This window comes from Candidatus Poriferisodalis sp. (assembly GCF_965237655.1).
Taxonomy (GTDB): domain Bacteria; phylum Actinomycetota; class Acidimicrobiia; order Acidimicrobiales; family Poriferisodalaceae; genus Poriferisodalis.
The window spans coordinates 1,159,544-1,175,102 of record NZ_CBDEGB010000001.1; the positions used below are offsets into that span (position 1 = coordinate 1,159,544).

General features: G+C 66.5%; 12 protein-coding genes. 4 read left to right on the plus strand and 8 right to left on the minus strand.

Annotated elements, in window-relative coordinates; genetic code table 11:
- Nucleotides 1-26: 26 nt before the first annotated feature.
- Nucleotides 27-1,019 (plus strand): hypothetical protein, encoded by a 993-nt coding sequence (locus tag ACPXYO_RS05610; RefSeq protein WP_423917478.1) that lies wholly within the window; start codon nucleotides 27-29, stop codon nucleotides 1,017-1,019.
- Here ACPXYO_RS05610 and ACPXYO_RS05615 read toward each other — a convergent pair.
- The 8 genes from ACPXYO_RS05615 to ACPXYO_RS05650 form a co-directional block, all read right to left on the minus strand.
- Nucleotides 1,012-2,562 (minus strand): transposase, encoded by a 1,551-nt coding sequence (locus tag ACPXYO_RS05615; protein ID WP_423917481.1) that lies wholly within the window; start codon nucleotides 2,560-2,562, stop codon nucleotides 1,012-1,014. The genes ACPXYO_RS05610 and ACPXYO_RS05615 overlap by 8 nt on opposite strands.
- A 45-nt stretch (nucleotides 2,563-2,607) precedes the next feature.
- Nucleotides 2,608-3,048: a VOC family protein gene (locus tag ACPXYO_RS05620; RefSeq protein WP_423917484.1), complete on the minus strand. Its 441-nt coding sequence runs from the start codon at nucleotides 3,046-3,048 to the stop codon at nucleotides 2,608-2,610.
- Nucleotides 3,049-3,059: 11 nt separating this feature from the next.
- Nucleotides 3,060-3,833: a hypothetical protein gene (locus tag ACPXYO_RS05625; RefSeq protein WP_423917486.1), complete on the minus strand. Its 774-nt coding sequence runs from the start codon at nucleotides 3,831-3,833 to the stop codon at nucleotides 3,060-3,062.
- Entirely contained in the window at nucleotides 3,830-5,035 is a 1,206-nt protein-coding gene (locus tag ACPXYO_RS05630; protein WP_423917488.1) for an LLM class flavin-dependent oxidoreductase, read from the minus strand. Before ACPXYO_RS05630 ends, ACPXYO_RS05625 begins: the two co-directional genes overlap by 4 nt.
- 62 nt (nucleotides 5,036-5,097) lie before the next feature.
- Nucleotides 5,098-5,859 (minus strand): amidohydrolase family protein, encoded by a 762-nt coding sequence (locus ACPXYO_RS05635; RefSeq protein ID WP_423917491.1) that lies wholly within the window; start codon nucleotides 5,857-5,859, stop codon nucleotides 5,098-5,100.
- Between the two features lie 446 nt (nucleotides 5,860-6,305).
- Nucleotides 6,306-6,896, minus strand: coding sequence for a disulfide bond formation protein DsbA (locus ACPXYO_RS05640; RefSeq protein WP_423917494.1), 591 nt, complete (start codon nucleotides 6,894-6,896; stop codon nucleotides 6,306-6,308).
- Between the two features lie 151 nt (nucleotides 6,897-7,047).
- A complete protein-coding gene (locus ACPXYO_RS05645; RefSeq protein ID WP_423917497.1) occupies nucleotides 7,048-9,732 on the minus strand; it encodes a CaiB/BaiF CoA transferase family protein in 2,685 nt (894 codons plus the stop codon).
- 84 nt (nucleotides 9,733-9,816) lie between these two features.
- Nucleotides 9,817-11,190 (minus strand): serine hydrolase domain-containing protein, encoded by a 1,374-nt coding sequence (locus tag ACPXYO_RS05650; protein ID WP_423917500.1) that lies wholly within the window; start codon nucleotides 11,188-11,190, stop codon nucleotides 9,817-9,819.
- 176 nt (nucleotides 11,191-11,366) lie between these two features.
- Between ACPXYO_RS05650 and ACPXYO_RS05655 the strand changes: the two genes are divergently transcribed.
- The 3 genes from ACPXYO_RS05655 to ACPXYO_RS05665 all read left to right on the plus strand — a co-directional run bounded on the left by ACPXYO_RS05655 (nucleotide 11,367) and on the right by ACPXYO_RS05665 (nucleotide 15,491).
- Complete coding sequence (locus ACPXYO_RS05655) at nucleotides 11,367-12,941, plus strand: class I adenylate-forming enzyme family protein (protein ID WP_423917502.1); 1,575 nt, start codon at nucleotides 11,367-11,369, stop codon at nucleotides 12,939-12,941.
- A gap of 46 nt (nucleotides 12,942-12,987) precedes the next feature.
- Nucleotides 12,988-14,208, plus strand: coding sequence for an amidohydrolase family protein (locus tag ACPXYO_RS05660; RefSeq protein WP_423917505.1), 1,221 nt, complete (start codon nucleotides 12,988-12,990; stop codon nucleotides 14,206-14,208).
- Between the two features lie 86 nt (nucleotides 14,209-14,294).
- Entirely contained in the window at nucleotides 14,295-15,491 is a 1,197-nt protein-coding gene (locus ACPXYO_RS05665; RefSeq protein ID WP_423917507.1) for a CaiB/BaiF CoA transferase family protein, read from the plus strand.
- The last annotated feature ends 68 nt before the right edge of the window (nucleotides 15,492-15,559 follow it).

Consider the following 15,559-nt stretch of genomic DNA (forward strand, 5'->3'; position numbering starts at 1 on the left):
ACACCGTCGACATCGTCCCAAGGCTCGTGTCAGCTGTCCGAGAGCCTTCAGATAAGGGCAAGGCGATCGAGCAATCCCATCTGCCGAGCGCCTTCTGCTACGGACTCCTTACCGAGGCCGAAGTGGACAATCTGAATGAGATCATCAGCTACGAGGTTTCTCAGGGCACGATCCGAATCTATGAGTGCCAATGGCGCCAGTTCGTCGCCTGGGGAGTGTTGCGGGGCGTAACGGTGCTTCCCGCCGCGCCGGCGCATGTCGCGGCGTATCTCGCGGACCGCGTCGAGAAGCTCGGACACAAGCCCGCCACGCTCCGCGTCGCTGCTGCGGCGATCGCCTTCGTTCACGCAACGCTCGAACTGCAAAGCCCGTGCGCGCATCCCGACGTGAAGAGAACCCTCAAGGGGGCGACACGAAAGGCTGGCAGGGCGCAGAAGCAGGCGAGAGGGCTCACTGCTGAGATGCTCGACGCGATCCGGGCCACGGCTCGACACCCCCGGATAGGGCGCGGCGGCAGACCTGAGAGCCTGCAGACTGCCGAGCGAAGAGGCGTACAAGACATTGCCATGGCAGGTCTCATGCGCGACGCGATGCTGCGTGTCTCAGAGGCCGCCGCACTCAAGTGGAACGACATCGAGACCGCACCCGACGGCAGCGGACGGCTGCTGATTCGCCGCTCCAAGACCGACCCGGAAGGCGAGGGTGCCGTTGTCTTCGTGTCAATTCAGACGATGGTCGACCTCGAGCCGATCCGCAACGGCCCTGGCGGGGATCTCAACGTGTTCGGGCTGCACCGAAACCAGATCTCTCTCAGAATCCAGAAGGCAGCCGCCGCCGCAGGCCTAGGAGGGTGGTCGGCAATTGGGGTGTGGTGTGTGTTGTTTGTTGAGCGTGCGCGGTTGTCTGGTCGGTGGTTCGGGGTGGGTTGGGCGCGGGTGTTCTGCTTGATGATGCCCAGGCGCATCGTCGGTCGGCCAGTGGGGGCCGGGGTCGCCGGTCGGGGCGGGTGTTTTACCTGATGATGCCGAGGCGGCCGGCGCGGTCGAGGTTGAGGGCGGCGATTCGCAGGTCGAGCCACAGGTTGGCCTTGTCGAGGCCGCGCCAGGGGACGTTTTTGGTGCGGGACTTGATCTGAGCGATTTTGCGTTCGGCTTGGGTTCGCAGTCGGTATCGGCTGAGGAACTCCGGTGTCCATCGTTGCGCTCTTGCGGGGGCGAGGAGTTCTTCGTGGGGGTTGATCTCGACGATTCGGCCGCCGTCGCGTGTGGTGCATCGGGGCTTGAGCTCGCATGCTGCACAATCGGTTGCTGCGAACCGCGCCTGGCGCCGTTTGGCGCCCCGCGGCGGCGGGATGGGTGCGGTGTTCCCTTGCGGGCAGGTGACCGTCGCTGCTTCGAGGTCGATGTCGAAGTCGGCTTTGGTGAGCTTGTCGCCGCGGGTCGGGATCGGCTGGGCGGGGGCGACGAGGTGGATGCCTCGGTCGGCCATCGCTTGGCGGGTGGGCCCCGATCCGTAGTGGGTGTCGGCGATGATCTCGGCGACCGGGACCGGGTCGGCGTCGATGAGGTCTTCGATCACAGCGGCGTCGTGGGTGGTCGCGAGCGTCGCGGCCGCTGAGCAGACCAGGTCCGAGTCCACATCCGCGGACACGTGCAGCTTGTAGCCGTCGTAGCGGTCGGTGCGCGAACGGTGCCCGTGCCGAGCGTCGGGATCGACCGTGGAGATGACCCGGTCCGGGGCCACCCGTTGAGCTATCCGCGGGGTCTGGGCTCCGTCGTCGTCGGCGGCGATCTCGATGTCCTGGCCCGCCACGACCCTCAACAGCTCGACCGCCCCAGCCAGGCCCGGGTCCCCGAAACGGGCGCAGAACCCGATGACGGTCTCGGCGTCGCCGAACAGCTCCGCGACCAGAGCCGCCCGTGCTTGGGGGTCTGCCCACATGATCTGCGGCTTGGCCCCCCGGTCGTAGTCGTCACGCGACAACAGCCCCGCCAGCTCCGCCCCGGCATCGGCGTCGATCCCGCCCAGCACCCCGACGCACCTGCGGACCCCGGACCTGATGAGCGTGATCGTGTCCTGGGTCAGCACGCAGTCCGCCACACCGGTCGAGTCCATCGTGCGGCGATGGCCGATCACCCCGGCGCGCTTGGCAGCGATCTTGACACGATCCCCCAAAAAGGACTCCATCCCGGCGCGAACCAGACGCGCCCGGAACTCCACCAGCACCACATGAGCAATCCCCCGATGCTCCAGCGGCAAACCCAAAGCCGCTTTCCACGACATGTCGAACCGCGAACGCCGCTGCGCCTCACGGTCCGACACGCCATAGAACAACTGCAACAACAACAACGCCGCCACCACCGACGGCGGATGCGACGGCCGACCCCGGCCAGACGCATACAACGCATCAAAATCGGCATCACAGAACAGCTCGCCCCGAGCCTGCCCCAACGTCACCAAGAACCCCTCGGTGTCGAGCAGGCCGCCCACCAACACCCCGACATCGAAAATCGAACCCTGACCATCAGCCGAACCGCGCACCCCACCATCATCCGCGATCACGCCCCCCAACACGAGGACCCACCCCCGGACTTTCCGACCACCCTCCTAGGTCCCGCGAGAGACGACGCAGAATTCGGAGCCCTCTGGGTCGGCCATCACGGTGGCCCGGAAACCGAGGTGACCGCCAGATCCGGAATCGGCTGTCTGCGTGCTCGCAGGCACCAGCACGTTGGCGCCGAGTGCCACTAGGCGAGCGACCTCGGTGTCCATGTCGCGGGTGAACAGATCGAGATGGGCCCGCAGCTTCGCCGTCTTGGCTTCGGGCACGCGCTGGATGGTCAGGTGGTTCAGCATCCGGCCGCCGCCCGCGTCCGACAGCGTGATGTAGGGACGGCCGTTGCCGACCCGCCTAGCAAAACCGACCGCTACCTGCCAGAAATCGGCAATTCGCTCCGGATCGGAGCAGTCAATCGTCACGCCCACGGCCCGCAGCTGCGAGCCGGTCTCAGTGGTGCTGTCGGGGGTATCGGGGGCCGATTCGCTCATGGCTGCGGACGCTACTGGACGCGTTCGGTGCCGTCCGCGGCCGACTTTGCGGGGTCGCAGACGAATCGGATCGCGGGAATCTCGATGTCCTCAAGCGACACCGAACAGCTCACGACCCAGTACGGATCGAGCAGCCGCTGACCCCATGCCTCGGCATCGAATGCATCGATACGGGCGGCGAGTCGCTCGACGCGGGACGGCACGTGATGTGTCTCGACCTGGACGAGCCGTAGCCCCAGCGGGGTGTGCGCCAAGTTCATCGAACCGACGTGCTGAAGGTCGCCAACCGACAGCGGATCGGGATCGAGGGCGCTCACCGCGAGCATCGGCTCAGCGCCGTTTCGACGTGCCGCGCCGTCACCCGCTCCGCCGCTCGAGGCCACCGTCAGGTCGACTCCGTCGTAGTGGCGCCGCAACGCCACTTCGGCGCGCTGTGCGGGGAATCCGAGTTGAGACCGCAAGCCTGCGACGGCGTCGTTCGTGGTAGCTGCTGCACCGATACAGAACGTTCGGGCGCGGGCACCGCTGCGGCACACGACCCGAACGGATACGGCACTGAACGCCCCCCATGGTGAGTCGCCCACATCCCAGGCGAGCAGTGACATTACGGGCGGCACGATGGGGTGCAGTGCTGGCGGCAGGACTTCCTCGCGGGCGCCGCGCCGCAACTCGGCGACCAGCGAGAGACCGGTGACACCGCTCAGCGTGATGGGTTCGCTGCCGAACGACTCGATTTCCGCTGCGTCTGCAGCCAACTCGTCGACCGACGCAGTTCCCGAGATCATCGGCTCGCCCCGGTGGAGGTCGTTGACGAGGTGGCCGCATTCGATTTGCCGACGACGGGAAGGGTGGTCGGCGTCAACACTGGCTGTGCCCGTTCGGCCGGGGTTTGGAACTGCGGGATGACCTCGGTCGCGAACAGTCGCAGGCTGTCGAGCACTTGCTCTTGGGGGATCATCTCCATGGCGTTGAGCAGGAAGTTGATGCCGGTCACGCCGACGTCCTCCCACTTGCGGATGGTCCGTACGAGGTGGTCGGGATCGCCGATGCCGACGCCTTCGGGCAGGCCCTTGGCTGCGCTCGGGTCGTCGGCCGCAGCGGCGTTGTTCGGGGCGGCGCGGTTGCGCAGCGCAGCCCCGGCGTTGCCGAGCGTCTGGTAGGCCCGCGTTGGATAGGCCTCGCGGGTGAAGTACAGGTGCGCGTTGGACATGGCGAATGCGCCCACCATCGGGAGGCCCAGCGCAGCCGCTTGCCGGTAGTCCTCATGGCAGTACAGGAAGTTGAGCGTGTGGACCTGGTCGTTCACGAAGCTGCCGACGGGATCGCAGTCGGCAACCCGCCGGTAGTACTCCTTGGTTCGTCGCTCCTGTTCCGCGTACGGTGCGGCGCTCACGCCGAGACAGCCCAAGCCTCGCTCGGCAGCATCCAGTTCGGTGCCGGGCGTCGTGACGGTCACCCACATCGGCGGGTGAGGCTCCTGGAACGGCTTGGGGATGACGTTGCGCGCCGGCATTTCGAAGCGTGCGCCCTCCCAGCCGAAGTCGTCATCGGTCCACATCTTCGGGATCACCCTGACGAACTCGTCCCACGTCTTCTTGGTGTCGTCCGGGTCGGCGCAGAAACCGCCCAGCTCGGTCCAGGTGCTCGAACGTGCCGTGCCCAGCTCGAGGCGGCCATTCGAGATGATGTCGAGTGCCGCAGCGCGTTCTGCAACGCGGATCGGGTTGTTCATCTCAGGGACGCATACCACTGCGCCGTGACCCACCCGGATGCGATGTGTCTGCGCGGCGACCGCGGTCAGGAACACCTCGGGCGCGGGGCAGTGGGAGTATTCCTCAAGGAAGTGGTGCTCCACCGCCCAGACGTGGTCGAAGCCCAGCTCGTCGGCCAGCCGGCACTGTTCGAGCGCGTTGTGGTACGTCAACCACTCGTTGGCTCGGCTGAAGGGCCGCGGTACCGACAGCTCGTAGAAGATCCCGAACTTCATCGCGCAGTTCTAGCCCACCAGCGTCATTCCCCGTCGGGGCGGCAACCAGTCGTTGGACTGGGTCAGATGTCGATGCGGTAGAGCTCGGCGGCGTTGAGCGACATGATCCGCTCGACGTCGTCAAGGGGAATGCCCTCAAGCGCCTTGACCAGATCGTGGTCGTCACGGGGATACAGGCACGTGGGGTGTGGGAAGTCGGTCTCGAACATCAGCGACTGCGCGCCGACGTACTCGACCGTTGGCCGCACCGTGGACCGCTCGAACCAGAAGCAGCCGTAGAACTGGCGCCGGAAGTAGTCCGAGGGCAGCATCGACAGCTCGGCCAGCTCGTTGGGCGCCGTCTCGTGCATCTGGTGGTCGAGCACTTCCAAGAAAAACGGCAGCCAGCCAACGCCGCTTTCGACCGAGACGAACTTCAGCTCCGGGAAGCGCTCGGGTACCCCGGAGTAGATCATGTTGCCTACGACCCGGGCGTTGCCCATGAACAGGTTCGCCGAGCCCACCGCCAAGCGGCGTTCGGGGCCGAACGACGGCCACGGCGCCTTGCCGTAGTAGTCCAAGTTGCCCTTGGACGAGCCGATATGGAAGTTCACAGGCATCCGCAGGTCCGAGCACACCTGCCACACGGGATCCCAATGCGGCATCGCCATGTCGGGCAGGCCCGCCTCCTCGGGGTTCGAGCAGGTCACGATGCCTCGCAGGCCGTTTGAGTGACAGCGCTCTATCTCCCGCACCGCGGCGTCGAGATCCCACCACGGCAGCAGAGCCATGCCGAACACTCGCTGGCCGCTGGCCGCTGGCCTCCTGGAACTCGGCGAGAGCATCGTTGTAGATCTCGACTGAGATGATCCGCAGCGCGTCGTCGGGCGATTTCAGAAAGTTCTGATTTCCGAAGCCGGCCACGTTCGGGTACATGATCTGCGCTTCGATGCCCAGTTGGTCCAGCATCTCGACCCGCGCCTCGGCGTCGTAGCTGGCGCGATGCACCATCTCGTTGTCGAAGTCGAAGAACACCGTGCCAGTGACCTTCTCGCCATCGGGGCCGAGAACCGACGACGCGATGGGCAGGCCGATCGGGATCGAGTCGTCGAACCACCAGCGGCGCTTGCCGTCCTTGGTGGTCATCCGCGGCACCCGGTCTCGGTACTTCGCAGGCGCGCGCGACGTCCACAGGTCATAGGGCTCGGACCAGTGGCTGTCTGTGTCGATGATCTTGAGATCGTCGAGGATGGTGCCGCTCATCGCCCCAGAGGCCGTTGTTCGGGGCCGGTCAGCCGACCGGCGCGACGGTCACCGGACGCTCGCCGAACTCAGGGCGCTCGGTGCGGGTCTTCTTCAGCTCCCAGAAGCCGTCCACATCCATCATGGCGATCATGCCGTCCCACAGCTTCAGAGCATCTTCGCCCTTGGGCGCCCGTGTGATCACCGGGCCGAAGATCCCGACGCGCTCGCCGTCGCTGCGGTCGAGGGCGATAATCGGCGTGCCCACATCAGTGCCGACAAGCGCCAAACCCTCGTCCATGCGCGAGCGGATCTCGGCGTCCCACGACTCGTCCGTCGCTGCCTTGGCGTGCTCGGGATCGATCCCCAGCTCTTCGAGTGCCTTCGCAATGTCGAAATCGCGGTCGTCGTCGTGGTGGATGCGGCTCGCGAAGTCCCAGTAGACGCCAAACACGGCATCGTCGCCCTCCGCGGCGCGGATCGACTCCATCACCCGCAGATGCCCGTGGGTGCCCACGACTGCGTCGTAGTACGGGCTGTCTGTTGGCGGCTCGTTCTTGAACAGCAGGCTGATCGGTTGCCACTTGACATTCAGGTTGCGCTCGGAAGCGACTTCATCAACGACCCACCTGGCCGTCACCCAGCACCAGGGTCAGATGGGGTCCACCCAGAATTCGATTTCGGCGGCCGTGGCCTCCGCGTCCGTGCCCGTGTCAGTTGCCATCAGCGCAATCTACCTGTGGCGTGCGGCACATTTCTGTGGGTCACCGAAGCGGCGAGAGGCAAGGCCGTTACAGCGGGGTGCCGTCGGGGTGCAGGTAGTCCCGGGTGATGTGGCCCTCGTCGCACAGCGCCTGCCATTCGGCGTCATCGAGGCCCAGGATCTGCCGGAAGACGTATTCGTTGGCGTCGCCCAGGATCCCGATCGGACGCCACGGCATCTCAGGGCCGTCCCAGCCCCACTGGCGCCCCGGAAAGCTGTGCCAGCCCTGCTCGACCGAGCCGTTCTGGCGGAACCAGCAGCGGTCCGCCATCTGCGGATCGGCCCGCAATTGCGACTCTCGCAGCACCGGCCCCCCAGGCACCTCAGCCTGCTGGCACTGATGGAAAACCTCGGCCGAGGTGAGCTGTTCGGTCCAGGCGCTGATGCGAACGTCGATCTCATCGTGGTGCGCCATGCGGCCATCGAGTGTCGCGAACCGCTCGTCGGCCTCAAGACCCGGTACTCCTTCGCCAGCGCCCCGATCCAGCAAGGCAGCGAGCGCCTGCCAGTCGGCGTCGTTCTCGCACGCGATGACGGCCCACTCGTCGTCCTGGTCCGGGCGGGCGGGGTCCACAGCGCAGCGGTAGCAACCCTGAGGCGCACGTGCCACGGACCGGTTGCCGAGCGGGTGATGACGGGTTCCGTTGGCTGCAGCGTCGATGAAGTACTCGCCGATGTGCTGCATTACGTTTTCCGATTGAGAGAACTCGATCAGCTCGCCAACACCCGTTCTGCCACTGTCGCCCGCGCCCATGGCACCGGCACCATCGCGCTTGCCCAGTAGCCCGAGCACAGCGAAAGCAGCCGTCGCAGCGCTGGCGGGGTCCATGTGGAAGACCGACGTCAGGCTCGTGGGGTCGTCGTCGGCGTAGCCCCGCAGACCGGTCAGCCCGCACATCGACTCGAAATTGGCGCCGAAGCCCAGCCAATCGGCCGACGGGCCATCGAGTCCCATCGGCGGCATCCGCAGCATGATCACCCGTGGGTTTGCCGCGTGGACCGTCTCCCAGTCCAGGCCCAGCTTCGCCAGCACGCCGAGGGAGTTGTTCTCCACGATCACATCGACGTGGTCCACGAGCCGCAGCAGCGTTTCGCGACCCAGCTCAGTGCGCGGATCCAGCGTGCAGCTCAGCTTGCCCCGGCCGTGGGAGCTGAACATGTTCTGCCGGTTCCACGGCCGCGGTCCCGGGTCATTGTCCGGATACCCCGACAGCGGCCCCAGTTCGCGCACGACTTCGGCAGGCGGGCGCGCCATCAGGCCCCTGGTGGCTGTCGGGAAGACGAACGGATTGTCGACCCGGATCACCTCGGCGCCGAGATCCGACAGGTACATCGTGCAGCCAGGACCCGCCCACACCACCGTGAGATCCAGGATCCGGATGCCGTCCAGCGGGAGGCGGGGTGGTTCGTAATGGGCCAGTCCATCGGGGTTGTCCGAGCTTGTTGGAGCACCGTTGGCGGGGCGTTCAGCGACGCGGGCACGTATCGCAGCGTCGTGCTCTCCGAGCAACGGCGCCCGGGTCGGCACGTCGGGCCGTGCGTCCGACGACGAATTCGAGTCCGAGTGCAAGCGGAATGGCGCGGTCAGCTGGGTCACGGTCCCGGCCACGGGATGTGCGACCGGGACGAAGACACTGCGGGCTGCAAAGTGCTCGTCTGTGAGCACGTCGACGGGAGCGTTCAGCGGCGTCACTCCCCACTTGTGCACCTGCGCCGCTGCAGCCACGCTCGCCTTGGTGTGGCTGAAGAGCCACGGGTACAAAGCGGTCTCGACCATGTCGGGCAGGTCAGGATCGAAGACCCACCCGGGATTCGCGAATCGATCGGCCAGCGAATCCTCGCCATCGCCATCACCGAGCCCAAGTCCGGCCGCAGCCAGTGTCTGCACCATGCGGGGCGTCCAGTTGGGGAGCGTGAACACGAGGGCCCAGCCGTCCGACACGGGGTAGAAGCCGACCGGGGACGCCCGCTGCGGCTGACGGGGCTCGCGGGCCACGTCGGTACCGGTGTACGCCTGGTAGATGAGGTAGGACGTGCGCCGGTCGATCGTGCCTGCTTGGGCCTCGAACGCTGACACGTCCACATGAGCGGGCCGGCCGCTGCGCTGGCTGATCTGGAAAGCAGCCAGCGTCGGTACCGCTGCCAGGTTGCCGACTTGGTACGAGGTGACGTCGCCGCTCAGTTTCACCGGCTCGCGCTCGTCGATGCCGGTGCCCCACATTGGGCCGCCCATCGCGTACGTGACGATGTCGCTGCCTCGATAGCCGGCCTCCGCATAGGGGCCGGTCTGGCCGAACGGGGTGATCGAAGTCAGCACGATGCCCGGTCGCAGACGGCACATGGTGTCGTAGCTCAGCCCGAGGGTGTTGAGGTGGCCGGGCGCGAAGGACTCGATCACGATGTCGGACTCCGCGACGAGCGCCCGGACGAACTCAAGGTCGTTCGCACTGGGTGACGGGCTTCCCAGGTCTGCCACCACGCTGCGCTTGTTGGTGCTGAGATGCAGGAACAGCGGCGATCGTTCCAGGCTGTCTGCGTCGCGCGGCAGCGACTCAGCGTCGCCCCAGGGGCCGTGACGTCGAGCGGGGTCGCCGCCGGGCGGCTCCACCTTGATGACGTCGGCGCCGTGGTCGGCGAAGAGCTTGCCCAGGTACGGACCCGAGATTCCCGTCGCCAGTTCCAGCACTCGAATGCCGGCCAACAACTGGCTCACGGCTGCCCCCTTGTCCGGCCCCGAAGGCCAGTCCCGACGGGGCAAGTATGACCGATGACCCAGAATCGCTAGCTCGGCGGCCCGTCAGCCCATCGTGGCCAGGATCGGGGCAAGCGTGACGAGCAGGTCGTCCACGTCATTGTCGGCGTCGATGCCGAGCAGGTTGGCATTGATGGCGATGCCGAGGTCGAACGCGGGCACGTATGCAGCGATAGTGCGAAAGCCCGGCACGCCGCCGCCGTGAGAGTGGACCGTCAGCCCAATGACTTCGTCGGTGCTGATGCCCAAGCCGTAGTTGTTGGCGGGATCCGGATGCCCAGTCGTCATGAGCGCGACTTGGCTCGCATCGAGGATGTCGCCCGCGAAGAGGCCTCGGATCAGCAGCGCCACGTCGCCGATGCGCGCTTCGATGCCGCCGCCGGTCCACCCGGCGGATCGGGCGAGTTCTTGGGGCATCGTGCCGATGTCGACGTAGATGGCGCCTTGGTGTTCGATCTGGTTGGCAGTGGTCAGTCCCAGGATCGGGCCCAGCACGTAGGCGAACGTGCCGCCGACGTACCCATTCGCGGTGGGCTCGGGCGGGAACTCGCTGGGTGTCAGGTAGGTGTGCGATAGGCCGAGCCGATCGAACACCCGGTCCCGGATCTCATCGGCCGCCGTGTTGCCGGTGACGGCTTCGATGAGCAAGCCCGCAGCGACGTAGCCGGTGGTGTTGTAGCGGTATTCCGTGCCCAAATCGGCCACTGGTCCGTACGCCGCAGCGAACTCCAGGATCTCTTCGGGCGTTGTCGGCACATCCAGCCGTAACGCCGCAAGTTGATAGAACTTCGTGTTGACGGCGAACTCCACGAAGCCTGAGGTGTGCCCGAGCAGGTCCCGCACGGTGACCGCCGCGGCGTGCTCGTATCCGGGTGCCCAGTCTTCGCCCAGGTACTGCGCGGCCGGTGCGTCGAGCTCGACCAGTCCCTCGGCGACGAGCTGCAGGACGACCGCCGCGGTGACGGACTTGGTTACTGACCCGATGCGGACGTGGTGATCGGGGGTCATCGGCGTGTCAGTGGCGAGATCGCTGACACCCCAGGCGAACGTGAGCGGTTCAGCACCTCCCCGGGTGACGGCGAGCACAACGCCGGGGGCGCCGGTCTCGTCCATCCACTCCAGGACGGCAGCACTGAGCGGGTTGACGGGGTCAGCTGCAGGCTCCGCGGCCTCGGTGGTTTCAGGCGTCGATGCGGCCGTTGCCGCCGGTGCCGGGGCTTGCGTAGTGGGTGCCGGCGCCGCGGTGGTCTCCGGCGCGGCCTCAGTCGCCGGAGCGGCAGTAGTGGTTGGAGCCGCTGCCTCGGTGGCTGGCGCCACCGCTGTTGCGTCGCTCGCCGTGTCCGGTGTGGTGTCACCGGCGCTGCTGCACGCGGCTGCAAGCAAGCCGAGACCCAGCAGGGCGGACGCGAGTCGCTTCATGCGCGAAGCGTACGGACCCAGCGGAGAGCGAGCGAGTCATCGGCGCCAGCGGTAGGCGACTGTGTCGCTGCTCGCGCCCGTTCTGGCGCGCCGCAACGACACCTGCGAGTATCTGCCGTGATCTCTGTCCGCGCGGGCCACAGGGGGCTGTTGTGAATCTGGGAATGCTGCTCTTCATGCCAGCGACCATTGCTGGCGAACAGGTCATCTTGATCGACACCTCGACGGAGTCGAGCGACGGCTCAGCGTCGGTGGCCGGCGGCGGCACTGCGCGCGAAGTCACCTACCAGGATCTGCTCGACAACGTGTCACGCACCGCGGGAATGTTGACGACGCTCGGCGTCGGTGTCGGCGACCGTGTCGGCATCTTCGCCACCAACAGCGTGGAGTGCGTGGAGGCCATCTTCGGCGGCGCATTCGTCGGAGCCACCGTCGTGCCGATGAACTTCCGCGCCGGCGCCGAGGAGACGGCTCACCTGCTGAGCGACAGCGGCATCAGCGTGCTGTTCACCGAATCTCGCTATAGCGATCTGATCGAGCAGAACAAGCCCGCCGACCTTGAGCACGTCTACGTGCTTGACGACCCCGATTCCTATGCATCCACACGAGACGAGGCATTCGAGCTGCCCGTTCCCGAAGATGTCGACTCCGACGGGCTGTGCGCGTTGCTGTACACCAGCGGCACCACGGCCATGCCCAAGGGCGTGAAGCTCACGAACGGCGCCATCACCGGCTACGTGATGGGCACCAACGACGCCGCCACGGGCGAGGACATGGGTCGCATGGCGGTGGCCGCGCCGCTCTACCACATCGCGGGGCTGACCTCGATGCTGAACGCCCTGTACAGCGGGCGCGTTGTGGTGCTGTTGCCCCAATTCGAGGCTTCGTCGTGGATCGATTGCGTGCAGGCGCACTCGGTGACCCACGCCTTCCTGGTGCCCACCATGCTCGCTCGGGTGCTTGAGGCGCCCAATTTTGCTCACGAGGCGTTCGGCGGCCTCGAGGCGATCACCTATGGCGCGGCGCCGATGCCGCCGTCGGTGATCCGGCGAGCCATCGATCTGTTTCCGCCGAACGTTCTGTTCGCGGGGGCATACGGCCAGACCGAGACAACCTCCACGGTGGCGGTCCTCGATCCCGACGATCACCGCATCGAGGGAACCGCCGAGGAGAAGGAGCGCAAGCTGCACCGGCTGTCCTCGGTCGGGCAGGTGCTGGAGGACGTACAGGTCCGCGTCGTCGACGCCGACAGCGGCGAGCCAGTCGCACCGGGCGTGATCGGCGAGGTGCAGCTGAAGACGTTCCGCGCGATGGACGGCTACTGGGGCAATGACGAGAAGACCCGCGTGACGATCGACGACGAGGGCTGGGTGCACACGGGCGACCTCGGCTACCTCGACGACGACGACTACCTGTTCCTTGCCGGCCGTACAGGCGACATGATCATCCGGGGTGGCGAGAACGTGCTGCCTGATGAGGTCGAGGCTGTGCTATATGACCATCCTTCGGTGCTCGAAGCCGCGGTGGTGGGTCTACCCAGCGAGGAATGGGGCGAACGCGTCACGGCCGCGGCGGTCGTGCGGCCCGGCAGCGGCACGACCGGCGACGATCTCGTGGCCCATGCGCGCGAGCGCCTGGCGCCGTTCAAGCGTCCCGAGTTCGTGTACCTGATGGACGAGCTTCCGCGGACCTCCACCGGCAAGCTGCTGCGCCGCGACCTCATACCGATGCTCGCAGAGCTGGGAATCTGAGGCTCGATCTGAGGCTGGGCGTGAACGCGCCGGGCTCGCTCGGTCCGTGAGCACCACCTCGGCTCTGGGGTATCGCGACGATCACTTGCACCTGCTGGCGTGCTCCGCAGCACGCCGGTCAGTGGACGTGAGTGCCGCTACGTCCATAGAAGAGTTGCTGGCCACAGTGCGGCAAGCCGTACGGCGCCGCAGCGCCGCTGCGTTGGCTGCGCGCCGCCAAGGCGGCGCCGTGTCGGCGGGTGATGCCTCGCACTCGTGGCTGCGGGTCTGGGGCTACGACGATGCGCTGCTCGATGAGCGGCGCCATCCCACGGTTGCCGAGCTGGACTCAGTCGCCGCCGGCTATCCCGCCGTGCTTCATCACATCACCGGTCATGTGGCCGTAGTCAACACCGCCGCGGGTCGGGCACTCGGCCTCGCGTCCGGCGATGTGCTCGTCGAGCGCCACGATGTGCTAGCGGCGGTGCCGCGGCCAGACCGCGCTGCGACGGTGGCAACTGTCACAGATGTACTGACCGAACTGGCCACCGCGGGCATCAGCGCATGCACCGATGCGACGCACACGAACGACCTCGCCGCGTTGGAACTGCTGGCTGAAGCGGCAGCGGGCGCGCCGTCTGTGGACGTCACGGCGATGGTGGGTGCCGATCGGCTCGACTCTCTCGAAGACCTGACCTTTGGCATGACCGTGCCGGGACTGTCGGCTGTGACCGATGAAGTTGGGGTGCGTATCGGTCACGCGAAGGTGATGCCGCCCCACGACGACGACAGCGCGATCGCTGAACTGGTCGCGACTGCTCGCGCCTGCCGATTTCCCGTCGCCATCCACGCAATGGACATCGACACGTTGCAAGCATCTCTCGATGCCCTCGAAGCGCATCCGCCGATCCTCGACACGACCCGGTCCGCCGAATCTGAGCGGATTGAGCCAGATCGGATTGAGCCCGATCGCATCGAACACTGTGCGCTTGCGCTGCCAGAGCAGCTCGACCGCATCGCACGGCTTGGCGTCGCCGTGGTTACGCAACCCAGCTTCGTGACCCGTCGCGCGGCGAAGTACCGCGAACAGCTTTCGGCTACCGAGCAGAGCTGGTTGTGGCCACTGGCAAGCCTGCTGCGCCGCGGGATCACGGTCACGCTTTCTTCCGATGCCCCAACCGTGCCCCCGGATCCCTCTGAGTGGATCGAAGCCGCAACCAGCCGCACCCTCGGCCCGGCCGAGCGCATCGACTCGCAGACCGCTTTGCGACTGTGCCAGTGGGGTTGAGTACCCTGCCGCGTTGCCGCTGCGCCGGCCGCATAACCGGGTTGGCTGGCGCATCGCGATTGGCTCGTTGAGCTAGGGGAGGACGGATGGCCGGGCCGATGGAAGGTGTCCGTGTCGTCGAGCTGGGCGTGTGGGTCGCCGGACCAGCCTGCGGCGGGATACTCGCCGATTGGGGTGCCGACGTCATCAAGGTTGAAACACCGGACGGCGATCCGTTCCGTTCATTGGAATGGCTGTACCCAGGTGTCGGCAACCCCCCCTTCGATCTGGACAATCGGGGCAAGCGCAGTATCGCTTTGGACCTGCGACAACCGGAGGGCCTCGACGCTCTGCACTCACTGCTGGCAACCGCCGACGTCTTCTTGTCGAACATCCGGCCCGGCGGGCTCGAACGGATGGGCCTCGACTACCCGCCGCTGTCGGAGCGTTACCCGCAGCTGATCTACGCGAGCGTGACGGGGCTATCGCTGCAGGGCGATGAACGAGATCGCCACACGTATGACGTCGGCACGTTCTGGTCGCGTGCTGGCATCGCCCGCTCACTCACCCCAGAAGGTGCCGACCTCCCTTACCAGCGTGGCGGCATGGGCGACCACATGACAGGACTGGCGGCGGCAGCCGGGGTGGCCGCAGCGCTCTATCACCGCACCAGCAGCGGCAAGGGCCAGCTCGTCGAGTCCTCCCTGATGCGCCTGGGCGCCTACATGCTGGGCTGGGATCACAACATCACCGCGATGACCGGCGCCGAGACCGTGGCCAGGGGTCGCGATAATCCGCCCAACCCGCTCATCAACTGCTACCGGTGCGGCGACGGCGAGTGGCTCTGGATGCTGGGCCTCGAAGGCGATCGGCACTGGCCCAACGTCGTTCGCGCGATGGATCGGCCCGAGTGGAGCGACGATCCACGCTTTGGCGACATCGTGCTCCGCTTTGAGAACACGGCAGCTCTCACGGCGGAGATGGATGCGGTCATGGCCACACGGACGCGAGCCGCCTGGGGTGAGATCTTCGATGCAAACGATGTGTGGTGGGCACCGGTGCAGTCCACTCTGGAGTTTCGATCCGACCCGCAGGCTCAGGCCGCCGGTTGCTGGGTCGAGGTGCCAGCACCTGATGGCGGTACGACCGAGATGGTCGCGACGCCCGTCGACTTTTCCGCGACTGCTTGGAATCCCAGCGGACCATCGCCCGAGCTGGGTCAGCACACCGAGTTGATCCTGCTTCAGCACGGCTACGACTGGGATGCAATCGAGCAGTTGAAACAGGCCGGTGTCATTCCCTGACAGGCGCCGCGCGTCGAAACAACTGCCGACCGTGAGATAACTTCGATCCGCCGCGTTGCTGTGCGTCC